The sequence below is a fragment of the Sinorhizobium sp. 22678 genome, from assembly GCF_052044265.1.
GTDB lineage: Bacteria > Pseudomonadota > Alphaproteobacteria > Rhizobiales > Rhizobiaceae > Sinorhizobium > Sinorhizobium meliloti_A.
Map to the genome: position 1 here is coordinate 133,546 of NZ_JBQEMS010000001.1, position 25,463 is coordinate 159,008.

25 protein-coding genes are annotated in these 25,463 nt (G+C 62.4%); 11 read left to right on the forward strand and 14 right to left on the reverse strand.

Annotated elements, in window-relative coordinates; all coding sequences use genetic code 11:
* Positions 1-20: 20 nt before the first annotated feature.
* Both ACTJKL_RS00830 and ACTJKL_RS00835 read right to left on the reverse strand, forming a co-directional pair.
* Positions 21-2,036 carry an acyltransferase family protein gene (locus ACTJKL_RS00830; protein WP_275597698.1) on the reverse strand — a complete coding sequence of 672 codons (2,016 nt, stop codon included), beginning with the start codon at positions 2,034-2,036 and terminating at the stop codon, positions 21-23.
* Positions 2,037-2,280: 244 nt separating this feature from the next.
* Positions 2,281-3,033, reverse strand: a complete 753-nt coding sequence (locus ACTJKL_RS00835) for a pyridoxine 5'-phosphate synthase (RefSeq protein ID WP_440851944.1) — start codon at positions 3,031-3,033, stop codon at positions 2,281-2,283.
* A gap of 204 nt (positions 3,034-3,237) precedes the next feature.
* Here ACTJKL_RS00835 and ACTJKL_RS00840 point away from each other — a divergent pair, with 204 nt between their 5' ends.
* The 4 genes from ACTJKL_RS00840 to ACTJKL_RS00855 all read left to right on the forward strand — a co-directional run bounded on the left by ACTJKL_RS00840 (position 3,238) and on the right by ACTJKL_RS00855 (position 6,207).
* A complete protein-coding gene (locus ACTJKL_RS00840; RefSeq protein WP_440851945.1) occupies positions 3,238-3,939 on the forward strand; it encodes a DUF899 family protein in 702 nt (233 codons plus the stop codon).
* A 221-nt stretch (positions 3,940-4,160) separates the two neighbouring features.
* A complete protein-coding gene (locus ACTJKL_RS00845; protein ID WP_100671633.1) occupies positions 4,161-5,267 on the forward strand; it encodes a hypothetical protein in 1,107 nt (368 codons plus the stop codon).
* A 329-nt stretch (positions 5,268-5,596) separates the two neighbouring features.
* The gene (locus ACTJKL_RS00850) at positions 5,597-5,836 is read left to right on the forward strand and encodes a glycine zipper 2TM domain-containing protein (RefSeq protein WP_018095373.1); all 240 of its coding nucleotides are present in this window, start codon (positions 5,597-5,599) and stop codon (positions 5,834-5,836) included.
* Between the two features lie 17 nt (positions 5,837-5,853).
* Entirely contained in the window at positions 5,854-6,207 is a 354-nt protein-coding gene (locus ACTJKL_RS00855; RefSeq protein WP_100671634.1) for an EF-hand domain-containing protein, read from the forward strand.
* A 28-nt stretch (positions 6,208-6,235) separates the two neighbouring features.
* Here the strand turns inward: ACTJKL_RS00855 and ACTJKL_RS00860 are convergent, their stop codons facing one another.
* The 5 genes from ACTJKL_RS00860 to ACTJKL_RS00880 are packed head-to-tail and all read right to left on the reverse strand — an operon-like array spanning position 6,236 to position 13,247.
* The gene (locus ACTJKL_RS00860) at positions 6,236-6,931 is read right to left on the reverse strand and encodes a hypothetical protein (protein ID WP_100671635.1); all 696 of its coding nucleotides are present in this window, start codon (positions 6,929-6,931) and stop codon (positions 6,236-6,238) included.
* 21 nt (positions 6,932-6,952) lie between these two features.
* Positions 6,953-8,137 carry a gluzincin family metallopeptidase gene (locus tag ACTJKL_RS00865; RefSeq protein WP_411933661.1) on the reverse strand — a complete coding sequence of 395 codons (1,185 nt, stop codon included), beginning with the start codon at positions 8,135-8,137 and terminating at the stop codon, positions 6,953-6,955.
* A gap of 32 nt (positions 8,138-8,169) precedes the next feature.
* Complete coding sequence (locus tag ACTJKL_RS00870; RefSeq protein WP_411933662.1) at positions 8,170-8,952, reverse strand: TfuA-like protein; 783 nt, start codon at positions 8,950-8,952, stop codon at positions 8,170-8,172.
* 7 nt (positions 8,953-8,959) lie between these two features.
* A complete protein-coding gene (locus ACTJKL_RS00875) occupies positions 8,960-10,189 on the reverse strand; it encodes a YcaO-like family protein (RefSeq protein ID WP_411933663.1) in 1,230 nt (409 codons plus the stop codon).
* Complete coding sequence (locus ACTJKL_RS00880; protein WP_440851946.1) at positions 10,173-13,247, reverse strand: ATP-binding protein; 3,075 nt, start codon at positions 13,245-13,247, stop codon at positions 10,173-10,175. The genes ACTJKL_RS00875 and ACTJKL_RS00880 overlap by 17 nt, the downstream gene beginning before the upstream one ends.
* A 388-nt stretch (positions 13,248-13,635) precedes the next feature.
* Between ACTJKL_RS00880 and suhR the strand changes: the two genes are divergently transcribed.
* A complete protein-coding gene (gene suhR, locus ACTJKL_RS00885) occupies positions 13,636-15,537 on the forward strand; it encodes an RpoH suppressor SuhR (protein WP_440851947.1) in 1,902 nt (633 codons plus the stop codon).
* A gap of 263 nt (positions 15,538-15,800) precedes the next feature.
* Here suhR and ACTJKL_RS00890 read toward each other — a convergent pair whose 3' ends face one another.
* Entirely contained in the window at positions 15,801-16,928 is a 1,128-nt protein-coding gene (locus tag ACTJKL_RS00890) for an ATP-dependent DNA helicase (protein ID WP_018095382.1), read from the reverse strand.
* 245 nt (positions 16,929-17,173) lie between these two features.
* On the opposite strand from ACTJKL_RS00890, the gene ACTJKL_RS00895 reads away from it, so the two are divergent.
* From ACTJKL_RS00895 to ACTJKL_RS00910, 4 genes are all read left to right on the forward strand, one after another.
* Positions 17,174-18,262 carry an AbrB family protein gene (locus ACTJKL_RS00895; protein WP_440851948.1) on the forward strand — a complete coding sequence of 363 codons (1,089 nt, stop codon included), beginning with the start codon at positions 17,174-17,176 and terminating at the stop codon, positions 18,260-18,262.
* Positions 18,263-18,378: 116 nt separating this feature from the next.
* Positions 18,379-18,753 (forward strand): COG4315 family predicted lipoprotein, encoded by a 375-nt coding sequence (locus tag ACTJKL_RS00900; RefSeq protein WP_100671642.1) that lies wholly within the window; start codon positions 18,379-18,381, stop codon positions 18,751-18,753.
* Positions 18,737-19,291, forward strand: a complete 555-nt coding sequence (locus ACTJKL_RS00905; protein WP_018095385.1) for an RNA polymerase sigma factor — start codon at positions 18,737-18,739, stop codon at positions 19,289-19,291. Before ACTJKL_RS00900 ends, ACTJKL_RS00905 begins: the two co-directional genes overlap by 17 nt.
* Positions 19,288-20,094 carry an anti-sigma factor family protein gene (locus tag ACTJKL_RS00910; protein ID WP_440851949.1) on the forward strand — a complete coding sequence of 269 codons (807 nt, stop codon included), beginning with the start codon at positions 19,288-19,290 and terminating at the stop codon, positions 20,092-20,094. Before ACTJKL_RS00905 ends, ACTJKL_RS00910 begins: the two co-directional genes overlap by 4 nt.
* A 19-nt stretch (positions 20,095-20,113) precedes the next feature.
* Here the strand turns inward: ACTJKL_RS00910 and ACTJKL_RS00915 are convergent, their stop codons facing one another.
* The 4 genes from ACTJKL_RS00915 to ACTJKL_RS00930 all read right to left on the reverse strand — a co-directional run bounded on the left by ACTJKL_RS00915 (position 20,114) and on the right by ACTJKL_RS00930 (position 22,445).
* Positions 20,114-20,500, reverse strand: coding sequence for a nitrile hydratase accessory protein (locus tag ACTJKL_RS00915; protein ID WP_440851950.1), 387 nt, complete (start codon positions 20,498-20,500; stop codon positions 20,114-20,116).
* Positions 20,487-21,146 (reverse strand): nitrile hydratase subunit beta, encoded by a 660-nt coding sequence (gene nthB, locus ACTJKL_RS00920; protein WP_440851951.1) that lies wholly within the window; start codon positions 21,144-21,146, stop codon positions 20,487-20,489. Before nthB ends, ACTJKL_RS00915 begins: the two co-directional genes overlap by 14 nt.
* Complete coding sequence (nthA, locus tag ACTJKL_RS00925; RefSeq protein ID WP_127712018.1) at positions 21,143-21,784, reverse strand: nitrile hydratase subunit alpha; 642 nt, start codon at positions 21,782-21,784, stop codon at positions 21,143-21,145. The genes nthB and nthA overlap by 4 nt, the downstream gene beginning before the upstream one ends.
* Before the next feature lie 67 nt (positions 21,785-21,851).
* Positions 21,852-22,445, reverse strand: a complete 594-nt coding sequence (locus ACTJKL_RS00930; protein ID WP_018095390.1) for a LysE family translocator — start codon at positions 22,443-22,445, stop codon at positions 21,852-21,854.
* Positions 22,446-22,849: 404 nt separating this feature from the next.
* Between ACTJKL_RS00930 and ACTJKL_RS00935 the strand changes: the two genes are divergently transcribed.
* On the forward strand, positions 22,850-23,578 hold the full coding sequence (locus ACTJKL_RS00935) for a class I SAM-dependent methyltransferase (RefSeq protein WP_440851952.1): 729 nt from the start codon (positions 22,850-22,852) through the stop codon (positions 23,576-23,578).
* 102 nt (positions 23,579-23,680) lie between these two features.
* On the opposite strand, the gene ACTJKL_RS00940 is transcribed toward ACTJKL_RS00935, so the two are convergent.
* Together ACTJKL_RS00940 and ACTJKL_RS00945 are read right to left on the reverse strand one after the other, a co-directional pair.
* A complete protein-coding gene (locus ACTJKL_RS00940; RefSeq protein WP_003533858.1) occupies positions 23,681-23,905 on the reverse strand; it encodes a hypothetical protein in 225 nt (74 codons plus the stop codon).
* 156 nt (positions 23,906-24,061) lie between these two features.
* On the reverse strand, positions 24,062-24,271 hold the full coding sequence (locus tag ACTJKL_RS00945; RefSeq protein WP_003533862.1) for a cold-shock protein: 210 nt from the start codon (positions 24,269-24,271) through the stop codon (positions 24,062-24,064).
* A 311-nt stretch (positions 24,272-24,582) separates the two neighbouring features.
* Between ACTJKL_RS00945 and ACTJKL_RS00950 the strand changes: the two genes are divergently transcribed.
* A complete protein-coding gene (locus ACTJKL_RS00950) occupies positions 24,583-25,428 on the forward strand; it encodes an aldo/keto reductase (protein ID WP_440851953.1) in 846 nt (281 codons plus the stop codon).
* Positions 25,429-25,463: the final 35 nt, after the last annotated feature.

Sequence of the window (25,463 nt, forward strand, 5' to 3'; positions counted from 1 at the left end):
GCGGCTTTCCGGCGATACGACTAACCGGGCCTGAGCCGGCGATTGGTGTCGCTCGGCATGAGATCCTTGAACATCCTCGGCACGATGGTCATCGCACCGTAGACGCTGAGGTGGTCGTCGTCGGAATATAGGGGAATGCCGTTCTTCTCGACAGCGCAGACCGGATTACAGAGGAGCGGCACTGCACTGACGCGCTGTACGCCCAGGTCCTCGTCGGCAATGGCCAGGACCGAATTGGCCTTCGCGCTGCGTGCATCGACTGCCTGCCGCGTTGGCGGAGGCGGCAGGTCGGCGTCGATGAGGCGGTGCAGCCCCAACGCGTGCGGAACAGACCAGCCGATCTCCGGTATCCCATCCACGATGACGACGCGCCGGCCGGTGTCGCGGATCTCCCGAACCGTCCTCAAAAACTCGCTCTTGAAAATCGCATAGTTTCCGGCGGTGCCAAGGCTCGCCTCCTCGAAATCCAGACGGTCGAGGATTGCGGGGCGTCCCGTCTCCCCGGGATATCGTTTACCGTTCGCTGCGAGCGGCCAACGTGCGCTGAGGACGACGATCGGAAAATCATCGCTTTGTTCCAGCATCGCCATGATGGCCGCGTTGAAGGCGACGCAATCTCCGCTGTGTTTCTGATCCACCCGCTGCACGCCGAGGATCGGCGGGCATGCGCCCTTGAAGGCGACCGCGCCGCCTCGTTTCCGGCCGTCCATCAGGAAATCGAGGCCCGACAAAAGCGCCCCTGCATGGGAGTCACCCCATAGGAGCACGTCGTTCCTCCGATCCGAGGGCGAACTTGCTTCGCCTTCGATGCGGCACAGTCCGTCCTTAGGCAGCTTGCCGTCACACCGCCCGCGGCGCGCGTCGATATCGCGACTGCCGGCATAGGCAAGTCGGACATCCTGCGGAAGGCGTTCCGGAAAACCCTCCCGCAGGTCTACGACTGCTGAAACGACCGAGAGGACGGCAGCGCCGGCGAGCGCGGAGGCGAAAATGCGTTGCCGCGAAATTCCAATCGGCGGCCGACGACGGAAGGGCCTTTCGACCAGACGCCAGCTCGCGAAGGCACAGGCGAAGGAAAGGCCTATCGCAAGCGAAGCCTGCGCGTAAGGAAGGTCCAGCGTACCGAGGGTCAAACGAAAATAAACGATGATCGGCCAGTGCCAAAGGTAGAGCGAATAGGAGACGAGGCCGATCGCCACCGGCACCGGGCTGGACAGAATGCGCGCTACGGCCGTCTGCCGTTGCTCGCCCGACCAGAGCAACGCCAGGGCTCCGAAGCATGGCAGCGCGGCGGCAATGCCTGGAAATGGCGTCGCGGCGCTATAGAGCGCGACGGCGATGAAGATTGCCGCGATCCCCGACAGCGCGATCGCCTCGACCAGATACGCGTTCCGGCAGGCCGGAAACACGCCGAGCGCCAGCAGCACACCGAGCCCAAGTTCCCAGGCCCGTGTCGGAGCAAAATAGAAACTCTCCTGCGGATAGGGACCCGTCGCCCAGACGGAAAGCAGGAAGGAGAAGATACAGAGACCGACAAGCGCACCGAGAACGGCCCTGCGCGGCCTCCCGTAGAGCCACCAGAGGAGCAGCGGCAGGACGATGTAGAACTGCTCTTCGACGGCCAGCGACCAGGTATGAAGCAGGGGTTCCAGATCCGCACTTGGAGCGAAGTAGTCGGAAGTGGAGAACCAGAACCAGACGTTCGAGGCGAACATCATTGTCGCCAGTGCCGAACGCGCAAGGCCGACCAGCATGTCCGGCAGAAGGAGAAGCACACCGGCAGCAAGGCACGTCGCCACGACGACGAAGAGCGCCGGCAATATTCGGCGGGCACGCCGCTCGTAAAACGTAGCAAGCGAAAAGCGACCTTCGGCAAGATCCTTATGGAGTATTCCCGTGATCAGAAACCCCGATATCACGAAAAAGATATCGACGCCCACGAACCCGCCGGAAAAACCCGGAATGCCGGCATGATACAAAACTACCGGCAGGACCGCGATCGCTCGCAGCCCGTCAATATCCTTTCGGTACTCCATCTGAGCAATCCTCGAGCACCTGCAATAAATTTATTCGAAATAACTTGATCGATAACGCTGTAGTGTGACCTCTATAATACAAGTGGAGCCCGAACTGAACTCAATTACGTTGATCCGCCGCTTTTTTTTGGCCTCAGCTGCCCGCAGTCGGCGCGCGCAGCTTCACATCAAAAGAGGTACGCGCGAAAATCCCTCGTCAAAGCGACACGCAACAAGAGGCGCGCCGAGCTACTAATCCGTCGCCCTAAGTCGTCTCGCCACAGGCGCGGCGGAAGCGTCGTACGGTCTCGGCCATTCCGTATTCGAGCGCATCGGCCGTCAGCCCGTGTCCGATCGAGACCTCGGCGAGTTCGGGAATGTGTTTGACGAGCAATGGCAGGTTGGCGACGGTCAGGTCGTGGCCGGCATTGACGGCCAGACCAAGGCCGATCGCGATCTCCGCGGTGCGGCCCAGCTCGATCGCGATCCGCTCCGCCTTTTCCGGATCGTCGTAACAGCCGCCATAGGGTCCGGTATAGAGCTCTATACGGTCGGCCCCGGTCTCCTTGGCAAGCTTCAGCGCCTCCGGGTCGGGAACGCCGTCGGCAAACAGCGAAACGCGGAAACCTCTCTTCTTCAGCCGCCCGACGACGTTGCCGAGCAGGTTATGGCTCTTGCGAAAATCCCAGCCGTGGTCGGAGGTTGCCTGTGCCGGATCGTCCGGCACCAATGTCACCTGCTCGGGTTCGTGCCGCTCGACCAGTTCGAGGAACGCCTCGTTCGGAAAGCCCTCCATGTTGAATTCCGCAGCCGGAAACTCGTCGTCGATCAGGTCGCGGATCGGCTGGAGATCGGAAAAGCGGATATGCCGCTGGTCCGGGCGCGGGTGGACGGTCAGTCCGCTCGCTCCCGCCTGCAAGGCGGTGCGGCCGAGGCCGGTCACAGACGGCCAGGGGAGATCGCGCCGGTTGCGCAGCATGGCAATGGCATTGAGATTTACGGAGAGCTTTGCAGGCATATCGGAACTTTCGGACGAAACGCCCCAATTGAACGAGGGGCCGAATGATGGCTACGCTGCTGTTCTACCGCAGTTTTCAGGAAACCGAAATCGATCTTTGCCCGGCCCCATCACATGACGCCTCTTTGACAGCGATCAGATAGGTTGATATCAACGTTACCGCCGATGATTGATTGATGCCGCAGCAACCGGAGGAGAGTGATCATGACGATGCAGACCACCGCTACGGAACTCGCAGCGCGTAACCGCGCCCGCTTTCCCAACGAAAGTCCCGACTACCGCCGGGCGCGTAACGCGCTTCTCGCCGAGGAGATCGAATTGAGGCGCCACATCGAGCGGGTGTCGGAGCTGCGCAGGCGATTGCCGCCGGGGGGCGAAGTGACCAAGACCTACCGTTTCGAGAGTGAGAGCGGACCCGTCACACTTGCCGATCTCTTCGGCGACAAGGATACCCTCATCATCTACAGCTATATGTTCGGGCCGCAGCGCGAAAGACCCTGCCCCATGTGCACCTCCCTGATGGCCGGCTGGGAGGGCAAGGTGCCCGATATCGAGCAACGCGTGGCACTCGCCATGGTCGCCCGTTCGCCCGTGGAGAGACTGCTCGCCGCAAAGAAGGCCCGCGGCTGGACGCAATTGAAGGTTTATTCCGATAGCGACGGCGCCTTCACCCGTGACTATGTCAGTGCCGAGGATGAGGACGTTCCGGGCTATACCGTCTTCACGCGGAGAGACGGAAAGATCCGGCACTTCTGGAGTGCGGAGATCAGCGGCGAGATGGCCGATCCGGGCCAGGATCCGCGCGGCGCACCCGATCCCGACCCGTTATGGACCCTGCTCGACACCACGCCAGAGGGACGAGGTGCCGACTGGTACCCGAAACTCGAATATAGCAGCGGCCAGTGATCGCGCCGTTTTAGGCGCCCTCGCCTGCCCGTCCATAGAGGACCCGTGCAGGCGACGGCCTTGCGCGCCCGCCAATCCACGCATTTCTGCTGCGGAGCCCGAAACGCGGACTTTTTGACGCGCGGCCTGACAACCACCATCTTTGGGCCTAAGTTTCGAATCAGGCTAAGGTTGCTTATGTTCTAAAACAATTTGAGCCGCATCTTTTATTGGAGCCATCGATGACGCCAGCCGAAAGGCCATGCAATGAGACGATCCGGCGAGCGCTCGCCCGGATTCTCGATAGCAAGGGCTTTCAACGCTCCGAGCGGCTGCGCGCGTTTCTCGCCTATGTGGTGGAAAAGGAGATCCTCGGTGAAGGCGCCCAGTTGAAGGGCTATTCGATTGCCATCGATGTTTTCGGACGCAGCCAGACATTCAATGCGGACAGCGATCCGCTTGTCCGCGTCCATGCCGGCAAGCTGCGCAAGCTGCTAAAGACCTTTTACGAAACGGACGGCGCAGACGAAGAATGGCAGATCGCCATGCCCAAGGGGACCTATGTGCCGGAGTATCGCCGGCGGTCGTCCAGTGTGCCTGTGTCTTCAGGTCACGATACCGCAGGCACCCGCAGCCGGCAGTCCGGGCGCAGGCCGCCCTGGCAGCCCGCCCCCTTCTCCTCTCCCTGGGCCGTGCTCACGGTGCTGCCGCTTCTCCTTTTCGTTCCTCTGCCGGCGTCGGAAATGTCGCTCGAGATCGATGCCGAGGCCAAGCTCGTCAATGGTCCTATGGCCGCCGTCAGGGGCCTTCCCTCTGTCAGCATCAGCGTGACCGGCCCGCAGCACAAGAGCACCCGACGGTTTGCCGCGCAGTTGCGCGAGGCGGCGCTTCGTCACGGAACGCTCGGGCAGGCAACCGCGTCCGACGGCGGCCGTGCGTCGGTTTCGGGCAATCAGGCGCTTGCATTCTCCATAGCGCTCACCTGGTATGATGCGCCTGCGGCCGGCATCCGGGTCACGCTTTCCCATGACGGCGAAGGCATCCCCCTGCGCCAGGACTTCATTACAGCGGACCGGCTCGATAGCGAGGCCGACATTCTCTACGAAAGCACCTCGCTTGCGGCACAGCTTTTTGCCCTGGACGGCGAAATCTATGCCCATGCCGCACTGGAAGGCCTGCAAAGCACGCTGATGCGATGCATGTCGGCGACCGCTCAGTACCGCAAGCTGCTGACGCGCGAAAGCTTCCAGGAGGCGTGGAACTGTCAGCAGAAACTAAAGCCGCTCAAGGGCGACGAGCCCTTCTTCATCCTCTCGGTCAGCAGTCCGCACAAGATCAACGGTCACTGAACTCTTCACAGGGCGTTCTTCATCCGGTGGGACGCCGCTGAGCGGGAATATGACCCGGCATAATCACGGCCCACATCATATGTTGCCATTGGTGATCGGTGGTCAACTGGCCCGAGAGTTGTTTTCACGCATAGGCAGCGGTAGTATTTGCCGTTAGTCCGCACGTCTTTCCGGATGGACCGCGTGTTCTGCCGAAGGGCAGCTTCCGATGGAACAGAAGAATCCTCTTCTTAGGAAGGAGTTATTCGGAAGCCCTTTTCCATTCGACGCCACTCGATGGCGCCTCCTACGATCTGTACTTGATACGGGCGAAATGCTTGGAGGAAGAAATGAAGAATTGCACGATCGCTCTCGCTCTCGCAGCCTGCTTCGCCTTGTCCGGCTGCCAAACCGCCTCGATGACCGGGGGGCGGACCGGTGAGTTCGGCTGCATCGCAGGCACCGTCGGTGGCGCGGTCGTCGGTGGTCTGGCCGGCGCGACCATCGGATCGGGAACCGGACAACTCTGGGCCGTGGGCGGCGGTGCCGTACTCGGCAGCGCGGCGGGCAGCGCCCTGACCTGCACCTGACCCAAAGGAACGGGGTGATGAAGAGACCAGTCCTCGTGGCGGTGTTCGCGCTTTGCCAGGTGATTGCAGCAGCGGCGCAGGATCAGCCGCTGGCCATGAACCAGGGTCAGATGAATCGTCTCGACCGTGACGGGAACGGCGCCGTCGACCGGCCGGAATATCAGGCCTTCATGGCCTCGGCCTTCGCGAACCTGGACAGGAACAAGGACGGAAGCCTGCGCTCGGAAGAAGTGGCGCAGGTTCTGAACGCGCAGCAATTTGCCGCGACCGACGCCGATCGCGACGGGAAGCTCAGCCGAACCGAGTTCCTCAACAGGGTCATGGCCGACTTCAAATCAGCCGACAGAAGCGGCGACGGCAGCCTCCAATAGGGCAGCGCCGCCGCTCGGCCAAGGATGTTCAGTCGCGATGCCGTTGCGGAGCCAACGCCATGACCTGCGCATAGGCCATGGGCGACCGGCTGCCGGGCATGTTCTCGTCGAGCACCAGGGTCTTCACGTCGTCGGAGCGGACGTCCAGCGCAATGACGCGCTCGAGCTTGTCGATCTGCCATACGGCGTAGCCGAGTTCGGGAACATATCCGCAGTCGCATCCGCAATCCCCGCCGAGGATCTCCCGCGGCTCTTCCGGCAGATACATGATCTGCGGCTTCGGCAACTTGTAACAATGCCCCTCATAGGCATAGCCGTATATCACGCCGATGCTCTTGATGTATCGTTCGCCGCCCTTTTCGAAATTCTTCGCCGGTATGTTGACGCTGACCGGAAGCTGACTGAACTTCAGCTCATCATCGAAAATGGCGAGGACGATCTGCTGCTTTAAGATACCGGCGAGAACGTCGTTGTCGACCGTTCCGATCGCCGCCTCCTTTACTATTCTCACCAGCGTGTTCAGGTCTTCGTCCCGAAGCGAAGTTTCGCGCAGCGACGACTTGATTCTTTGCCGGATCTGCTCGTCCGTGATCTTGAATATCTCTTCTCGCGTTGCCGGTCGCCCGTAGAGACGTACTTCGCTCGGATTGTAGGTATCGTAGATTGGTTTGGACAGGCCGTCCGGCTCTTTGCCCACCCCGGGATGGCTGCTGCAATTGCTCATCTTCCTCTCCTTTTCTGTCCCCTATCTCGAGCTGATGATTTCACGCCATGCGAAATTCGCCTCCAGAACTCCGGCGGCCGTTCCATCGGCAGCCGCGACGACAGCGGCCGCGGCCTGATCCAGCCGCAAGGTGTCCGGATTGACCGACCGCAGCGAGGCTGCAAGCGCCTGTCCAACCGCGTCGCGGGCCGACCGCAGCGCAAGTCCGAAGATCATCGGCTTGATCCGGAAAGCCTCTGCCGTTGCCTGACGGAACCGGTCGAAATCATCCTGCTCCAGATGCCGGAGGTCGATATCGAGCAGCCGTATGTCGGCACAGTCGCGTGCCACAAGCTCGCGATGATAGAGCTCGACGATCGAGTCGAAAATTGCGCCCACGAAAGGCAGTGCGCGGTCATGCACCTCGCGCGTGACCTCTGACATGCGGCGGAAATTCGTGGCGAGACGGATCTGGCTTTCCGGACTGGTCTCGGCGAAGCGGTTGAGTTCGTTATAGAGAAGGAGGTTCCCTTTCGTCCGCCTGAGCAGCCTGTCGATCGCGGAATCGAAGTGCAGGAACGAGATCAGCGACACAAGGTCTGAAAAGGCCTCGGAAAAAGCGAAGAAGTCGCCTCCATGTGACACAGCCGTCGGAATGCCGGTTTCAGAAAGGAGAATGAGATGTCCGGTCTCGTGAGCGATGGTGTCCAAATTGAGCGCATAGGGCCGCCTAATTCCGTCGATGTCGGAACAGCCAAGCTCCAGGAAGCCGTAGCCCGCCTGGGCATTGTCCCAATTCACGAAGGCAACGATCTCCAGCCGCGGAAAGGTCTGATCGAAGAACCAGCGGACCGGTCTGCCCAGATAGCTCTGCCAGATGTTGAGAACGAAGTGGACACAGGCATAGGCATGCACAGGCAGGAACGCCCGGGAGTCGGGAGACAGGTTGTCGAAATGGCGATCCGGACCCGGTCCCACCGGTGCGCGAGCGGCGCCGTGAAACGGCGGCAGCCGGTCGAAGCCGTAGGGTTCCTTGTCATCGAGCGGATCTACGACATACATCGTCGCGTCGCTCGGGCCTTCGCCGATCTCATCCCTCGGTATGGGCAGCCAGACGCGGTCCGGTTTTTCATAGCCCGGAATGAAGGGTGGCTGAGGGAAAATCCAGAACCGCGTGCCCAGACGGGAATCGCCGGACTCGAGGGCTTCGTCTCGAAGCAGACGCATCGCACACTGCCCCCCGGATGAAAATGCCTAAATTATGGTTTCAATTTATAGGTGTTCACCAAATTCGAGTCAATGCCGCCTGCTTCCAGGTCGCGGAGGAAGGTGTTCGTCGCGATCCAGTCGCCATCTTGCTGCGTGCCGCGATGCTGCTCCAGAAGGCTTGGCGCTTGCTGTAGTGCAAGGATCGCGTCGTGCCTCTTCTGTCCGATCATCTGCTCCCGCAGTTCCTTGCTTCTCTCCTGAGCCCAGCCCGCCGCCTGCAAGACCGCAGAAAGCGAGCGCTCCCGGAAGTTCAGATTTCGCGCAAACGTTGTAAGTCTCTCGCGTTCCGAACGGCTGACGACACCCAGGCGCCACCACGCGGAAAAGGTTCGCTCCAGGTCGACAAGTGCATCCGTCAAAGGCGGAAAGCCGAGTTCCGGCGGCCCCGAATGTACCGCGACCGCATCGTCGGGGGCAGGGTTGGAAAGTGGACCACGTCCGAAGCGTCGATACCACCTGTAGACGAGACCGAGACCGATCATGCCGAAAGCGTCAAGCTCCGCGGCTCGGAGCGCGCCCATGCTGGCGGCGCCGATAACGACGATCCCTTGCGCCATGGCCCAGAGAATTTCCTTGTGCCGGACAGCCGGTCTGTCTTCGAACTGGCCGTCGATCAAAATCATGGCCCGCGGTCGAAAGGCATGTGCCGCAAGCAGGACATCCCCCTGGGCGGCCGGCTGCAGATAAATCGCGTCGAGGATTTTCTCCGCCTCGGCAAGACGCAGCGTCGGACCGAGAAACACTAGGATCGGATTGTCGCCTCGGCCGGCCATCGCACACTCATCGCAGGACGAAAAAGGGAGAGGCTCCGGGAAGAACCGTTCGCACGCAATGGACACCCGCCTCCTCGTCGGCGCCCACGGGAATGGCCAGCACAGGTCCAAGACCGGCTTCGACCACCCGGTCTACCAATGTACCGGGATCCGGAGTCGCCGCGGGCGTCGGCTCTGCCGGCTTGGCCGCCGCATCGGCGAGGACGAGCTCGCGGGCCTTCGCCACCGCGGCATCGGTGCTCCTGCGGTAATGTTCCCTCGTCTGGTCGTCACGGGCGCCGGAGATCGCCCCTGCCCTTGCCGAGAGCGCCTCCAGCATTGCGCTCGCCGCCGCCATTTCGATGCTGGGCCCGGCGGCGTAGCCTTCCGTCGGCAACGCAAGGATCGGTTCCCCGAACCCGGCCTCGACCGTCTGACACCAGACGACGGCAACAGCCGCCGGCGACGGAGCGCGCCACAGTGCAAACGATATCCCGCGAGCGCCCGCGAGCGATCGGATATGATCCACCCCGTCACCGAGTCCGTGGGGCGCAATGCGCCACCGGTCGAAGAAGCCGTGTGTTGCGAATGCGCGTGCGATGGCGTCCCGTTCAAGGCATTCCCATAATCCGTGCAGGAAAGCACCATGGGGGCTCGTATGGCAGGCAAGCCCGGTGGTTGTTCGCAGAAAGACGCCGTCATGGGACGGCTGCGGTTCGCTGTAGCACGTATGCACAAGTTCCAGCGGCACCGGGTGCGCCGAGCCGCCGACGACATCGATACCGTCGATCCACGCAATTGTCCTTTGCCGCCATTTCCCGCGCCACTGCGGAACCACGAGGTTGTCAAAAAGGTCGTCGGCGATTTCGAGCTGGTCGGCCGTCGCCAGAAAGGTCCGCTCCGCCGGAATGGTCTCGGCGAAATAACGCTCGAGCGATTCCATCAGAGCGCCGACTGCCGCCTCCGCTCTCGACAGGCCCCGTCCGAGAGACGTGACCTCTGAAAGCGCGGCAGGGCGGACAGCCTGCATCACCGGCAGGCCGATGCGGTCGAGCCCCGTCAGATCGCCGAGGCGGGTGATGCGCGCGCGGCGGCAGAGTGGCGGCAGGGCGGCGAGACAGCGCTCCAGGCTCCCCTCGACCAGATCATCCGATAAGGGCGCCTTCCGCGCGGACACGAACGAGGCATAGAGATCAGCGAGGGGGCCGCGTGCGCCCTCGTTCGACTTCGCACCGTTTCGTTCAGCGCCCGATGGCAATGCCGAGCTCCCGCATCGAATGCCTCGCTCGCCTGATGAGCGCCGTCGCCCGTTGGCTTTCCGCGATTTCAACGGCGCACCGCAGGTCTGTGGCGACGGCATCCTTACGCTCGCCTGCCCGCGCCCGGAGAATGGCGCGGCATCGGTGCAACTCCGCCAGCCAATAGGCATGGCCGGTTTCCTCCCCCCTACCGATCGCTTCGTTAACGACGTCGATCGCCGGCTCGATCTTGCCGGCGAGACCCAGCAAGGTAGCGTGCATGCAGAGATAGATCGGCAGATCCGCCACCGTCCCAAGTTCGCGCAGAAGCGCCAGGCCGTTTTGAAAGGTGGCATGGCCACTCGCAAGGCTCGTGCGGTGCGCCTCGGCCCACCCGCTGAAGAGAATCGACAGGCCGGACAGGGACTGCATCTTGTGCCGCTTTGCGAAATCCGCCATTCGTGCCGAAACCTCGACGAGCCTTTCGAAATCGTCCCGGTAAAAAGCAGACACCGCTTCGGTATCCAGGGAGTGTGCCTTGCTGTGGGCATGCGCTATCCGGTCCGTGAAAGCGATCATTCTCGATAGCGCCGCGTCCGAGGCTTTCGTGCGCCCCGTGAGCCATAGGGAGAGCGCGAGTTGGCCGAGGCCGCAAACCTTCGCATCATGCCCGCCGAATTCCGTTCGGCTCTCTTTGGCGCGCTTCTCGTCATAGAGCGCCAGGCCGGCCTTGATCGCCTCCTGCGTTTCCCGATGGCGGCCGAGATTGAAATCGATCGCCCAAATGCAGTGGTTGACCTGGAGCTGGATTTCCGGTTCGTTGGCCTTCGACAGCATCGACCGCACCTCCAGGGCACGGTCGTGCATGATACGGAAGTCCTGTCCGGTAAGCCACCAACCCCAATATATCGGAAACCATTGGGACTGCTCGGACATCGGTCGTCGCCGGGCGATCTCCACCGCGTCCTCATAAAGCCTTCGCGCGGGGTCGGAACTCAGGCCGACCGTTCCTAGCAAAATCGGACCGAGGGCCGTCAACGCCGAAAGCTTCAGAGGTTCGGCTGTGTCGCTCTCGCTCAATTGGCCGCAAAGATCCAGGGCATGTTCCAGAAATTGCCTCGCCTCTATCATTGCGGACCGGCTCGAACTCTCCTTCCCCGCGGCGATGAACAAGGGGACGGCCTCTTCGACAAGCCCCGCCCTTTCCGCATGCTCGGCAAGCGCGCCGGTATCGATCCAGGCCGCCATGCCACGATTTTGGTCGACCGCTGTGAAGAGCCGCCGATGCAGCACCTGCCGCTGCTTGCGCAGCACGGCATTGTAGATCGTCTCCTGGATCAGCGTATGCCGGAAGCCGTAGGCGGTGCGCCCCGGCACCCTTATCCGCGTCAGGAATCCCGTCTCGCAGAGAGTATCGGCCGCGTTCGCAAGCGCGCTCTTGCCGAAATCGGGTAACAGAGCCCGAAGCAGCGGCAAGGTCACCTGCGTGCCGGCGACTGCCGCCGCGCGCGCGACCTCCCTGGCCGTGCCGAGCTGCTGCAGGCGGGATTCCAGTATCGACTCGAACGCCGACACATGCGACGGGTTGGCGTTCTCCGACAGGCGCATCGTGTCGGGCTCGACATTTTGCGACACCCATTGACAGATCTCCTCGATGAAGAGCGGAACGCCGCCGGATATCCGTTCGGTCGCGTCGAAGAGATCGGGAAGCAGCGCCAGGCGGTGCTCCGGCCATTTTGCCTTTATCGCCAGCCTGGTTTCATCCGAATCGAGTGGCCGCAACGCAAGCCGCGTCGGGTTGGCGGCGTCGAGCCATTCCGAAGCAAAGGAAGGACGCGACGTCGTAACGAGCAAGACGGGGAATTTTGCAATGATCCTCGCAGCTTCGCCAAGCAGGTCACGGGATGTCGGATCGATCCAGTGGACGTCCTCGACAGCCACCACCACCGGCCCGCGTCGGCACACGGCTTCCAATGCACGGAGCATGGCGCGATGAGCCTTCTCGCGGATCGCCTTCGGATCTTCGTTCAACTGCAGACGGCTGCCCTGCGCCCCGAGCAGGTAGGAGAAGACATCGACGACCTCGGCGTCCCTGATACCGTTGCGTTCGAACAGCGCCGCCACCGCAGCGGCCGTCGGACCCATCTGCCCTCCGCTCCCCGACGCCGCCTCGGGGAGATTGTTCAAGAGAGGATGAAGTGTCGAGCGGAAACCGCCGGGCAGGCACTGGAAGAAGAGAAGCTTGGAACGCTTGCCGCGCGTCCGCCTGCGAATTTCCCTGAGAAGACGCGATTTGCCGATGCCGGCGTCCCCCTGGATCAGGACCACGGAGCCGTGTCCCGCAAGGACGCCATCCCAAAGTTGCCCGATGGTATTCAGTTCGTTCTCGCGGTTGATAAGGGGCCCGCCCATCCGTCCGAAAGCATAGAAGCGGTCCACTCCCAATTTATGACCGAGCGCGCGCCACACTTTCTCAGGCGCCGCAAAGCCCTTGAGCTCCTTGCTGCCCTGAAACACGAAGGCATGGGATCTGCCGGCAAGGTGACGTGTCTCCTCGCAGACCAGAACGCTGTTCGGGGCCGTGATGGCCTGCAGCCGGGCAGCCATGGCAAGCGCCGCGCCTGTGACCGGTTCCCGAGTCCAGCCTTCGCGGGATCCTTCGCGAACGAGGGCTACCGACGTGGCGATGCCCACGCGGACCTGGAGATCGTCCTGCCCCGCCTCGCGGCCGACGCGCTTGCAGGCCTCTACGATCCCGAGCCCAGCGCGGATTGCGAGCGAGGCGGCGTCCTTCGCCTCGAGTTCGATCGGGAAGAGCGCAACACCGCCGTCGCCGGCCTCATGCTGCATCACGCCGGAATGCGATGCGATCGCTTGTTTGGAAGCAAGCTGAAAGGCGGACATCAGTTCCTGATAGTCCTCGATATCCATCACGTGCATCAGATCGGTCGACCCGACCAGGTCATAGCAAAGCGCCGTGACGATACGCCGCTCGCCGCCACGCACGGAAGAGCCGCCCGGGCGCTTCCCACGCTCGGCCGCTCCTCGTGGTGTTTTGGTCCGGCTCTCGCGCAGCATGCACCACTCCCGCATTCGCCTGCCAGGTCCGCTCAGATACGCGGCGCTGCCTAAGGGCGACCTGTCTGTCTCGCATTTTTCCGACGTGATCCCGACCTGAGTGCGAAAAATATCACCCCTGACTGCACGCGGTGTCGGGACCGACACGGGGAAGGCTGATTGCCCGTCAGGGCAATGTCAATCGGCGGGCAGTTGCAAAACGCGCAGCCGGGCAACCTTTCCCCTTCGATGAGCGTTAAGACGCGCCTTCTTGTGCTGCAACCCACGCCGGAACCGCAGGCGCTACTGGATTGCCGCACGGTTTGAGCGCAACCTTGCAAGAGAGGCGGCGCAGGCACCCGGCGCCTGGAGGATGGTTTTTCGTCACATCTGCATCAGGAGACGATCGATGGCACGCACTCCCGCGAAATACTGCGATCTCGTCATGAAGGGCGGCATCACCAGCGGTATCGTCTACCCGAATGCCGCTCTGGCGCTTGCGCGGGAGTACCGGTTCAAGAATATCGGCGGCACGTCGGCCGGGGCGATCGCAGCTGCGGCTTGTGCGGCGGCCGCGGTCGGAGACCGGCGGAAGCAGATGAAGGCGGCGATCGCTCAACCAGAGGAGCACGTCGGTTTCGAAGGCCTTGCGAAGGCATCGTCGAACCTCGCCTCTCCCGGCTTCATCAACGGCCTCCTCCTGCCTGCGGCCGGCGCAGGTCAGGCATTCCGTTTGCTCGTCACACTCGCCGGCAACGCCGGCGTTCTTCGCAAAGGCCTTGCGCTTCTTGGAAGCGTCGTGCTCATCGCACCCGTCGAAACGCTGCTCCTGCTCGCGGCACTCACGGGTCTTGCCTATGCTGTCGGGGGGCAAACCGGCATGATAGCGGCGGCTCTACCGGCTGCGGTCTGCGCCTATCTGGCAGGGGCGGTGTTCTCGGTATTGCGCATCGCTCGTGTCCTGCGCCGCAATCTGATGGGCCTCTGTACCGGCACGGCACCGGATCAGCCCGCCCGCCCAGGAAAGATGGTCTTGACCGATTGGCTCCATGAAACCCTGCAGGCACTGTCCGGCAAGGCTTCGGACCAGCCCCTCACCTTCGGCGATCTTTGGACGGCGGAGCGCTACCCCGGCGAACCGGGCTCCGACCGGGCCGTCACCCTGAAGATGATCACGACCGGCATATCGCACCAGGAACCGCGCAGCCTGCCGTTCGAAAGCGCGCTTTTCTGGTTCAGGCGCACGGAATTCGAAGCGCTTTTTCCCAAGGTCGTCGTCGACTGGATGGTAGAGAAGGCCGGGGAGCCGGTCACCGTGGCGGGTGAGGATTACTATCTGCTACCGCATGGCGCCGACATGCCGGTGCTCGTCGCAACGCGCATGAGCCTCAGCTTCCCCCTCCTGATCAGCGCCGTGCCGCTGCATGAGCCGGCCCGCCGCGAAAGCCCGCCGGAATCCGACGGAGAAAACGAAGCTGAAGATACGACTTCGGACGAGGACGAACAGAAGACCGTATTGGACAGCACGGAAGCGCTGACCACCGGCGGCAAGAAGCGCAGGGCCAGGCCCGCCGCGTTCCGGATCTGCTGGTTCTCCGACGGCGGCATCAGCAGCAACTTCCCGATCCACCTCTTCGACCGGGCGCTGCCGCGATGGCCCACCTTCGCCATCAATCTCGTTTATCCGGGAACCTCCGATACCGGCTCGCGGCCGGAGGTCTTTCTGCCGGAGAACAACCGGCAAGGATGGCAGCGGCACTATCAGCCGATTGCACACAAGTCGGCAGTTCACGAACTCTGCGCCTTCGTTTTCGCGATCGTCGCGACCATGCAGAACTGGCGCGATCTCCTCCAGTCGCGCGCGCCCGGGCATCGCGAACGCATCGTCCATGTCTCGTTGAGCCCACAGGAAGGTGGCCTGAACCTCGCAATGTCGAAAGAGGTCCTCGCGACCGTCTCGAAAAAAGGCACGGCCGCCGGCGAGGCATTCGCCCGGTTCTCCTTCGAGAACCATTACTGGATCCGCTGGCGCAATCTCGCCTCGGCACTCCAGCGCTACACGATCGATATTGCCGCGAGCGACGCTTATCAACCGAAGATCCCCGGCTACGAGACCGCCTACGCTCTCGCCCGCGACCCTACGTCGAAGCCTCCCTCATACCGGTTTGCAAGCAAGGCGGAGCGCGAAGAGGCGGCGCAGCTTCTCGAAAAGCTGATCGGCGAGGGAGAGAAATGGAGCGGTGAAGGCCCCGACCTGACGAAGACGGCGCCGCGGCCGCTGCCACAATTACAGATAGCACCGACTTATTAAAGGGTGAACGACCGAAAGTTTGAAACTACAATTTCCGCTACAGCATCGCGCGTTATCGGATGCGCCGAGGTCAGGAGCGCGTGACAGTCCCTCATCCGCCTGCCGGCAGCACCTGCTCCCGGCAAGCGGGGCGAAGGACTGGCTACATGCGTCCATGCCAACAGACTCCGGCGATTTGCGGGGCAGGTCTCCTCTCCCCGTCAAAAACGGAGAGGGTTTAAGGCGAAGGGCAAACCGCTGGAGGCATAAGGAAGGCCGAGACTTCACCGGACTATCGTCAACCGCTCGGCCGCGCGTGTGATCGCCGTGTAGAGCCAGCGTTCGCGCGTGTCTCGGAAAGCCCAGCTCTCATCGAAAAGCACGACGTTGTTCCATTGCGAGCCCTGGGCCTTGTGCACGGTCAGCGCGTAGCCGTAATCGAACTCGTCGTAACGCTTGCGCGTGGACCAGGGGATTTCGCCCTCGACGTCCTCGAAAGCCGCCTTCAGGAGCTTGATCTTGGCGGCGCCGCGATCCATGTCGTCGTCTTCCGGGCGGATCATCAGGTTGATCCCCGGCTTGACCGTCTCCTTTGACGAACTCATCACCTGCCAGAGCGAACCGTTGAGCAGCCCCTTGGCCGGATCGTTGCGAAGGCACACGAGCTTGTCGCCGGACTGCGGATATTCGCTGGTAAAGCCCTTCAGTTCACGAAGCCGCTGGTTGTAGCGCCGCCGTGTCCTGTTGGTCCCGACCAATACCTGATCGGCTTCCAGCACCATAGGCTGTGTCACCTGCCCCTTGGAGATGACCTGGGCGGTGCCGTAGTCGCCGTGCATGATCTCCTTGCCCTCGCGCACCTGCATGGCGAGCTGGATGATAGGGTTGTCCCTCGCCTGGCGATGGATATCCGTCAGAAGAAAATCCGGTTCGTGATTGGTGAAGTAGCCGCCGCCGGAAACCGGCGGCAATTGGCCGGGATCGCCGAGAACGAGGATCGGCGTGCCGAAACTCATCAGATCCTTGCCGAGCGCCTCGTCCACCATCGAGCATTCGTCGACGATGATCAGCGCCGCTTTCGCGACCGGACTCTGGCGGTTGATCGCGAACATCGGCGCAATCGAGGTCTTGCCGGTCTCCTCGTCCTCCACTTCCTCCTCGCCGCGCGGTCGGTAGATCAGCGAGTGGATCGTCTTGGCGTTCGTGGCCCCCTTGGAGCGCAGCACCTGTGCAGCCTTGCCGGTGAAGGCGGCGAACACCACCTCGCCATCGACATTTTCTGCAAAATGGCGGGCGAGCGTCGTCTTGCCGGTGCCGGCATAGCCGAACAGCCGGAAGAGCTGAGATCGGCCTCCCTTCAACCATTGCGAAACGGCCTTCAGGGCCTCATCCTGTTGCGGAGCGAACTGCATGACCTTGAGTGTCAGGATTCGGCCGCCCGGCGCAAGTGCGGATTTGGCCGGCCAGCCAACGAAGCTCGTGCGGTGCTGCTGCGCGAGGCCATCACGTCAGCAATCCACGACTTTGTGGCCGACTTCCGGCAAAACGGCTGTGGCACTTTTTTGCACCGCACCTTGAATCGGGGCGGCCGATCCTGCTACCAACGGTGCGCTGCATACAGTGTGCAGGAAGACGCGCCGCCCGCCGGAGAATGACCTTGAAGCCGGAACAGCCCTCAACCCCGACGCTGCCCAGGAACGGCGGACTGGGACGTCTGTCCGCCGTTTGGCAGTGGTGCCTGCTGGCCCTGCTCTCCGCCGTCTTCGCCGGCCTCCTCGAAATGATCGGAATTCCTGCGGGGCTGCTGATGGGGCCGATGATCGCCGGTGCGCTCGTCGGCATGAATGGCGGAACGATCCGGCTGCCGCGACAACTCTTCTTTTGCGTTCAGGTCGTGCTGGCGATGATGATCGCCGCTTCGATGAGTCCCGATCTTCTCGTGACCTTTTCCGGCAATTGGCTCCTCTTTCTCGCCATCATTCTTTCGGTGATCGGCGTCAGCACGCTCTGCGGCTGGACGATCACCCGGATGGGCATCCTGCCGGGCACGACCGCGATCTGGGGCTCGTCGGCGGGCGCTGCCTCGACCATGCTGCTGATGGCCGATGCCTATGGCGCGGACGCCCGGCTCGTCGCCTTCATGCAATATCTGCGCGTCGTCTTCGTCGCCAGCACGGCGACCATCGTGTCTCATCTCTGGGTGAGCGGCGTCGAAGCCGAAACGGCACCTCACTGGTTCGCCCCGCTTGCCGGTCTGCCTTTCATCATGACGCTCGCCGTCGGAATCGCGGGCGGCTTCCTTGGCAGGATACTGCGTGTCCCGGCCGGCGCCTTCCTCGTGCCCTTTGCAATCGGCTCGGCCCTCAACATTACCGGAACGCTTACGATCGAACTGTCGCAATGGCTGCTGGCGCTCTCTTTCGCGATGCTCGGATGGAATATCGGCCTCGGCTTCACGCGGGCAATTCTGGTGCATGCGCGGCGCGCTCTGATGCCGACGATCGTCTCCATCCTCGTGCTGATTGCCTTTTCCGGCTTTCTCGCTCTGTTGCTCGTCAAGGTCGCCGGGACCGATCCGCTGACCGCCTATCTCGCGACCAGTCCCGGCGGGCTCGATTCGATCGCCGTCATCGCTGCCTCGAGTGACGTCGACCTGCCATTCGTCATGGCCTTGCAGACGACCCGTCTGCTCATCATCACGCTGATCGGCCCCGCCCTCGCCCGCTTCGTCGCCGACCGTGCATAAACCCAGCGCCGCAATCGTTACTTGCGCAGGGAATAAATCCGTAGCGTTCCGTGTCTTATCCTCGAACCCGCCCGAGCGCGGTTCTACGTCGAAGACATCTTGAGGAGGGAACGCCCATGAGAACGCTTGCGTTGACCATCGCCATCTCACTTGCCACGGCCGCCGCCGCCTTTGCCGCTCCGCCCGTGAAAACGGTCGAGTCGGAGAAAGGGCCGGTGCTCGCCGCCGAAAACGGCATGACGCTCTACACTTTCAAAAACGACAAAAAGGGCGTCTCTGCCTGCTATGATGCCTGCGCCACGAATTGGCCGCCCTTCATGGTGGAAGGCGACGCAACGGCCGAGGGTGCCTTTTCGGTCGTGGAGCGAAAGGACGGCAGCAAACAATGGGCGAAGGACGGCATGCCCCTTTATTTCTGGGTGAAGGACAAGAAAATGGGTGACGTCACCGGCGACGGCGTGAAGGGCGTATGGGATGCCGCACGGCCGTGATGGCTTGAATAAACGCGCGGGGGAGGAAATCTCCTCCGCCGACCCGTTCGAGGAGGACGTCCTGGCGCTGATTCCGGCGCTCAGGCGTTACTCGCGCAGCCTCGCGCGTTCCGATACGGATGGCGAAGATCTGCTGCAGGACTGCGTCGAAAAAGTGCTTACGAGACGCGCGCAATGGCGAGGCGTGAACCTTCGCGCCTGGGTCTTCACGATCATGACCAATCTTTATCGCAACGGCCGACGCCGCCGCGCTCAGCACCCGGAAGTGGAGCTTGACGAGACGCTCGGCCTTCGCGCGGAGGAAAACAATGCGGATCCTCTGGAGCGGCAGCGTCTGCTGCGCGCACTCGAGCGGCTCTCCGCGGACAATCGCGCCGTTCTGATGCTCGTCGTCATCGAGGGATACCGCTACCAGGATGTGGCAGACATGATGGAAATTCCGGTCGGGACCGTGATGTCCCGCCTTTCGCGAGCCCGCCGCCAGCTTGCCGAAGCGATGAAGGACGATAACGTGATCGCCCTGCGGAGACCCAAATGAGCGCCGACTTCGAAACCGTCTCCGATGACGACCTCCACGCCTATGTGGATGGCCACCTGGCGCAACCGGAGCGCGAGCGCATTGAATCCTGGCTGGAAAAGCAGCCGGCAAAAGCCGAAGAGGTCCGCCAGTGGCAGGCGCAGGCGACGGCGCTGAAGCAGCATTTCGCCTCTTATGCCCGCAGCGACGAGGAAGATCGCTCGCTTATATCCGCCCGCCGAAAATCACGGAGTACCGGATGGGCATCGGCGGTGCCGACGCTGCGACGTCTCGCCGCCGGGCTTCTGATCTTTGCCGCCGGCGCGCTCGCCGGAGCCTATGGACCCGACCTCGTGGCTCCGCCGCCCGAGTCCGCCGATGCCTCCGAGGCGCTCCCCCGGCAGGCACAATCGGCATTTCTGATCTATGCCAGCGAAGTCCGCCACCCAGTGGAGGTCGGTGCCGGCGAGCGGGAGCATCTCGCCACATGGCTCGGCAAACGCCTCGATTATGGGCTGAAAATTCCCGACCTGTCCTCGCTGGGATTCTCGCTCGTCGGCGGGCGCCTCGTGCCGGTCAACGATACGGCAGGCGCAATGCTGATGTATGAAGACGTGACGGGGGAACGGCTAACGGTCCTTCTCGGCCGCAACCCGGAAAATCGCGAAACGAGTTTCCGTATATCCAGCCGGGGTGAAGTCGAGACATTCTACTGGATAGACGGCGAAATCGGCTACGCCGTGACGGGCGAAGTGCCGCGCGCCCTGCTGCAGAAGGTTGCCGACGAATGTTATCGCCAGTTCGAGGCTTCGGAGAGCTCTTGAACGGCCGTCGGACCATGCCTCAACGCAGAGGATCATTCGCGAGCGCGATCGGCGTTCCGTGCGGCGTCGCTTCCGCTGCGCGCTGCCAACTGCCGACCAGCGCTTCCAGTTCGGGGCCGGAAGCGAGGGAGAGTTCCGTTACCAGACGGCTCAGCGCCGCAACCCAGCAAACGTAGTAGTCGCTGCCGTCCGCCCTGCGGCCGGGCTTGTAGAGCTCGGCCGAAAGCGCTTCCGCCCATTCGCTCCACGAAAATACACCCTGCTCGTGAAGCCGCACGGTCATGGCAAAGGCGACCGCCTGCCAGGGTTCGGCAAAGACGGGATCGCCCTCGCGCGATTTTGGCAGTTCCGCCGAAGCCAGAAGCGGGGAACGGGCAGGAGCAGGCGTCGATCTATGCGTGTTCAAGATAGCTCTCCCAGGCATCGATAGAGACGGTAAGCGTCGGGTCCGCGCCCTCACCCCAGATCTCGCCGGCGTCGAAGACCACCGTATAGAGCCATTGCGGGTTCTCGCCCTTGCCGTGGGCGTTGTCGTCCGGGAAGACGAAGCCGCCCTGCACGGCCTCCACCATGCCTGTCCTGGCGCGGGCGTAGCGCGGCAGGCGCGTGTGGCTCTCCGGATTGAAGTTCTTCGTACGCACTCTCTCGCGGGCGGCAAAACGCGGCGGGGTTTCGACCGGGCGGTCGCATGGCCCGCCCTTGGCGAGCACGCCTGCCACCATATCCGCTGTGAGCACCCGCTTCGGCTCCCGCCCCTTGTCGAGCATGTGGCCGGCGTCGAGCTCGGCTTCCGTCACGAAGCCGTGGCGCTTCAGAAGCGTTTCCAGCGCCCGCGTCCAGATTTCATAATAGCTCGCGGAAAGATAGGTCGCCGGGGGTAGGCTTTCGCGCGCGTGCCGGCTTTCGTCCAGCGTCCAGGCACCGAAAGCGCCACAGGAAAGCGTGATGCCGAGCGCCCGTTTTTCCCACTCGGCATGGAATGTGGGCTCGTTGCGTTCCGGAGCGATCGGACCCATGCCATGCTGACCTCCGAGATCGTGCGGCCCGTTCATCGTACCCCCTCCGGCGAAAGGGCGAGCCCGGTGCCGATCATGGAATCGCGCGTCACGAGCTCTGCCAGGGCGTCCTCGCCGAAGCCATCGGTACCTTCCGGCCGCTCCGGCACCACGAGGTAGCGCAGTTCGGCCGTCGAATCCCAGACGCGAACCTTCTTTTCAGCCGACAGCTCGAGCCCGAACTCGGCAAGCACGCCGCGAGGATCGATAACCGCGCGCGAACGATAGGGCGGCGCCTTGTACCAGACGGGCGGCAGCCCCAGCACTGCCCAGGGATAGCAGGAGCACAGCGTACAGACGATGAGGTTGTGCGTTTCGGGCGTGTTGAACACCGCACGCATGTGCTCGCCCTGGCGCCCGGTGAAACCGAGGCTGGCGATCGCCGCGGTCGCGTCGCGTTTCAGCCAATCGGCAAAATCGACGTCGCTCCAGGCCTTGGCGACGACGCGTGCGCCGTTTCGCGGTCCCACCTTCGTCTCGTACGCCTCGACGATCGCGTCGATCGCCGCAGGATCGATCAAACCCTTTTCCGTCAGCACCGTCTCCAGTGCCTTTACCCGGGCTTCCATGTCGGTCAGATGGTTGTCGTGGTGATGGCCGTGATCGTCGCCATGCCCATGATGATGCTCGGACATTCCTGGCTCCTCTACCGAAGGCTACTGATCTTGATGCGTGACCCTAAAAACGTCGCGTGTCGGCGGACTATCTGAGCATCGGCCAAAGACTGACGACGAGCAAGACGGCCATGGTGATGTTGAACCATTTGAGCCTCGCAGGTTCCGAGAGCCATTGCCTGAGGGCCGAGCCGAAACCCGCCCAGGTCGAAACGCTCGGCACATTGACGAGTGCGAAGACGACGCCGACGACGAGCACGCTCATCAGATAGCTGTCGCTGCTCGTATAGGTGGCCATGGCCGAAACCGCCATTACCCAGGCCTTCGGATTGACCCATTGGAAAGCAGCCGCCTGCAGGAAGGTCATCGGCACTGCATTCGCCTTTCCTTCGCCGAGCGAGCGAGACGTGCCGATCTTCCAGGCGATCCAGACCAGATAGGCGCCTCCGGCGAACTTCAGGGCCGTATAGAGGAGCGGCACGGAATGAAGCAGTGCGCCGAGACCGAGCCCCACGGCAATGAGAAGAACGAAGAAGCCGATGCCGATTCCCAGCATATGCGGAATCGTGCGCACGAAACCGAAGTTCACGCCCGAGGCGAACAGCATCATGTTGTTCGGTCCGGGCGTGATCGATGTCGTTAAGGCAAACAGGAACAGCGCCAGAAGCGTATCCAGTTGCATGAGTTCCTCCAAAGCCGCGGGTCTGCCGAGAACGCCGCTACAAACCTGGGATTCGCGTCGCGTAATCTCCCGGGCGGCGACCCTGGTGGGTCAAGCTAGCTGACCCAAATGCAACCGCCACCCAAATCTTGTCACGGTGACAAACCGAAAGCCGGGGGTGCTGCACCGCCTTGACCCCTAACCTTTTCCATGGGATAGCCACGCTATGTGTGAACATGACACCCACATTGTCGCCCGGTTCGCCGGCATCCCAACAGGCGGGATGCAGGGGCTTCGCACACGCTGACAACAGCGCCGCGCGTCTATTATACGCGCAGGCACGCGCAACCCCTCAGCCTCGCTCAAAGCGGACGGGGCTTTCTTCTAATTCAGGCGCCCGTCCATCGTCATCATGGAGATGGAAAATGGCACAGAACGTTTACGACAAACCCGAATTCTTCACCGGCTACAGCCAACTCGGGCGATCCCTGCATGGACTCGCCGGCGCTGCCGAATGGCCGGCAATCCGCGCAATGCTGCCCGACCTCAGGGACTTGCGCGTCGTGGATCTCGGTTGCGGCTTCGGCTGGTTCGCCCGCTGGGCGCGGGAGAACGGCGCGGCCCATGTCCTTGGCCTCGACCTCTCCGAAAAAATGATCGCACGCGCGCGGCAAGAAACGGAGGATCCTTCGGTCGAGTATAAAATCGCCGACCTCGAGCATCTGGTTTTGCCCGAGGCGAGCTTCGACTTCGCCTATAGCTCGCTCGCCTTCCATTATATCGAAGACTTCGACCGGCTGGTGCGAACGATCCATAGGAGTCTCCTGCCCGGATCGCATTTCGTCTTCACCATCGAACATCCGGTCTACATGGCTCCGACGAACCCTGGCTGGTCCACGGACGCCGAGGGCCGCCGCATCTGGCCGCTCGATCGCTACTCGGCCGAAGGAAAGCGTGTCACCGACTGGCTTGCCAAGGGCGTCGTCAAGTATCACCGCACGCTCGGCACCACATTGAACACCCTGATTTCAGCCGGTTTTTCGATCCGCCGCGTTCAGGAGTGGAGCCCGACCGCCGATGAGATCGCCCGCAAGCCGGAGCTCGCGGAAGAGGTCGACCGGCCGATGATGATGCTCGTTGCCGCACAAAGGTAGGAGTCTCGGCCGCGCGGGATGCGCGAGTAGTATTTGCCATCCCTTGCCGCCGCCCTGTTGGAGGGCAAGCGCCGAATTCAGGAAATATGCCGTAAAGTCCGGCTACTTTCGCTTCTGCGCCTTGCCCTTCTTTGCGGGGGCGGCAACTGGATTTGCCGCCTCCTCGGCCTCTTTCTCCAGCCGCATCTGTTTGAGCCGGGCGGTCTTCTTCACACGCGCCGCAGCTTCCTGCTCGATAATGGCGCGTGATGCAATTGTGGCCTGATCCGCGCGATCCGCAGGGTTCTTCTTCTCGGCCTTGAAAATACGATTGCCGACGTCCTTCATGCGAGATCCTCCATCAAATTTCAGCCAATAAAAAAGGCCGGGACAGGCCCGACCTTCCTCATCATCTCAACCCGCCGCGCCAGTACATCCGTGGTCACGGGCGGGGAGATAACAATGTCATGAAGTGCCGTGTTAGGGCACAAACGCGCGATCCGTTCAGAGAGCGCGAAGGTTGTCCGCCGAGGTCTTGCCCGAGCGCCGATCCTGCGTCAGCTCGAAGCTTACCTTCTGCCCGTCTTTCAGCGTGGACAGGCCGGCGCGTTCAACCGCCGAAATATGGACGAACACGTCAGCGGCGCCGTCATCTGGCTGGATGAAACCGAAGCCCTTGGTGCTGTTGAACCACTTTACCGTTCCAGAAGCCACGTCGATGTCCTTTCAATAGCCATGGAAAACCGCCACCGCATAAAAACGGTGTATCAAAACCGATGTTGTCAGGATTTTCGTGACGATGCGCCTTGGCGCAGAAACAAATATCGTCGATCAATATCGATACCGAGCTATGTAGGTCATCATTGTGTTTCTTACAAGGCACAATTTTATTTTCTTTCGAGAGAAGACTATCGGCGCGACCGCACGCGGCGGCGTGTCACGGCCGCAATGCTGCGACTTGCTTGTGGACTTTCCCCCACGCGGCCTTAAATCTCGGAACTGGAGCAACTCTCAGGACAATCCCTATGCACGATCCGATCCCGACCATCGTTTTTCCGGACGGCCGCAAGGTTCCCGCGCTCGGCCAGGGGACATGGCGCATGGGGGAAAACCGCGCGAAGTCCGCCGACGAGATCCGCAGCCTGCAGACCGGGCTCGATCTCGGCATGACGCTGATCGACACTGCAGAGATGTACGGCGACGGCGCTGCCGAACGTATCGTGGGAGAAGCGATCCGGGGTCGGCGCGACGAGGCATTCGTCGTCAGCAAGGTGCTGCCCTCCAACGCCAGCCGCGCGGGTACGGTTGCCGCCTGCGAACGCAGCCTGCGCAATCTCGGCATCGACTGCGTCGATCTTTACCTTCTGCATTGGCGCGGGGGCTATCCGCTCGCCGAAACTGTCGCCGCCTTCGAAGAGCTGAAGAAGGCCGGCAAGATCCGTGCCTGGGGCGTATCCAATTTCGACGTCGACGACATGGAGGAGGTGTCGGCCGTTCCTGACGGCGGCAACGTCGCGGCCAATCAGGTGCTCTACAATCTCGCCCGCCGCGGCATCGAATTCGACCTGCTGCCCCGGTGCCGCGATCGGGGCGTGGCGGTCATGGCCTACTCACCGCTCGACGAAGGCCGCCTTCTGCATGACGCCGATCTGATTCACATCGCCAAGGCGCATCAGGCGACGCCCGCCCAGGTGGCACTCGCCTTTTTGAAGACGCGTTCCGGGGTGATTTCGATCCCGAAGACCGGTTCCCCCGAACGCGCCCGCGAAAACCGCGACGCGATGGATATCCGCCTTACGACGGAAAATCTCGACGAACTCGACCGCCACTTCCCGCCGCCGCGAAGGAAGACGCGGCTGGAGGTGATTTGATGCCATAGGTACCCAGACGGGCGAAGTGGGCTTGT

What these genes read in the sequence shown, in the direction of transcription:
- nthA (WP_127712018.1), bottom strand. Translation starts at nt 21,784, where the DNA reads ATGTCCGAGCATCATCATGGGCATGGCGACGATCACGGCCATCACCAC.
- ACTJKL_RS00940 (WP_003533858.1), bottom strand. Translation starts at nt 23,905, where the DNA reads ATGAAGGACGTCGGCAATCGTATTTTCAAGGCCGAGAAGAAGAACCCT.
- nthB (WP_440851951.1), bottom strand. Translation starts at nt 21,146, where the DNA reads ATGAACGGGCCGCACGATCTCGGAGGTCAGCATGGCATGGGTCCGATC.
- ACTJKL_RS00840 (WP_440851945.1), top strand. Translation starts at nt 3,238, where the DNA reads ATGACGATGCAGACCACCGCTACGGAACTCGCAGCGCGTAACCGCGCC.
- ACTJKL_RS00910 (WP_440851949.1), top strand. Translation starts at nt 19,288, where the DNA reads ATGAGCGCCGACTTCGAAACCGTCTCCGATGACGACCTCCACGCCTAT.
- ACTJKL_RS00930 (WP_018095390.1), bottom strand. Translation starts at nt 22,445, where the DNA reads ATGCAACTGGATACGCTTCTGGCGCTGTTCCTGTTTGCCTTAACGACA.
- ACTJKL_RS00855 (WP_100671634.1), top strand. Translation starts at nt 5,854, where the DNA reads ATGAAGAGACCAGTCCTCGTGGCGGTGTTCGCGCTTTGCCAGGTGATT.
- ACTJKL_RS00865 (WP_411933661.1), bottom strand. Translation starts at nt 8,137, where the DNA reads ATGCGTCTGCTTCGAGACGAAGCCCTCGAGTCCGGCGATTCCCGTCTG.
- ACTJKL_RS00890 (WP_018095382.1), bottom strand. Translation starts at nt 16,928, where the DNA reads ATGCAGTTCGCTCCGCAACAGGATGAGGCCCTGAAGGCCGTTTCGCAA.
- ACTJKL_RS00860 (WP_100671635.1), bottom strand. Translation starts at nt 6,931, where the DNA reads ATGAGCAATTGCAGCAGCCATCCCGGGGTGGGCAAAGAGCCGGACGGC.
- ACTJKL_RS00950 (WP_440851953.1), top strand. Translation starts at nt 24,583, where the DNA reads ATGCACGATCCGATCCCGACCATCGTTTTTCCGGACGGCCGCAAGGTT.
- suhR (WP_440851947.1), top strand. Translation starts at nt 13,636, where the DNA reads ATGGCACGCACTCCCGCGAAATACTGCGATCTCGTCATGAAGGGCGGC.
- ACTJKL_RS00900 (WP_100671642.1), top strand. Translation starts at nt 18,379, where the DNA reads ATGAGAACGCTTGCGTTGACCATCGCCATCTCACTTGCCACGGCCGCC.
- ACTJKL_RS00850 (WP_018095373.1), top strand. Translation starts at nt 5,597, where the DNA reads ATGAAGAATTGCACGATCGCTCTCGCTCTCGCAGCCTGCTTCGCCTTG.
- ACTJKL_RS00880 (WP_440851946.1), bottom strand. Translation starts at nt 13,247, where the DNA reads ATGCTGCGCGAGAGCCGGACCAAAACACCACGAGGAGCGGCCGAGCGT.
- ACTJKL_RS00835 (WP_440851944.1), bottom strand. Translation starts at nt 3,033, where the DNA reads ATGCCTGCAAAGCTCTCCGTAAATCTCAATGCCATTGCCATGCTGCGC.
- ACTJKL_RS00845 (WP_100671633.1), top strand. Translation starts at nt 4,161, where the DNA reads ATGACGCCAGCCGAAAGGCCATGCAATGAGACGATCCGGCGAGCGCTC.
- ACTJKL_RS00935 (WP_440851952.1), top strand. Translation starts at nt 22,850, where the DNA reads ATGGCACAGAACGTTTACGACAAACCCGAATTCTTCACCGGCTACAGC.
- ACTJKL_RS00870 (WP_411933662.1), bottom strand. Translation starts at nt 8,952, where the DNA reads ATGGCCGGCCGAGGCGACAATCCGATCCTAGTGTTTCTCGGTCCGACG.
- ACTJKL_RS00830 (WP_275597698.1), bottom strand. Translation starts at nt 2,036, where the DNA reads ATGGAGTACCGAAAGGATATTGACGGGCTGCGAGCGATCGCGGTCCTG.
- ACTJKL_RS00905 (WP_018095385.1), top strand. Translation starts at nt 18,737, where the DNA reads ATGCCGCACGGCCGTGATGGCTTGAATAAACGCGCGGGGGAGGAAATC.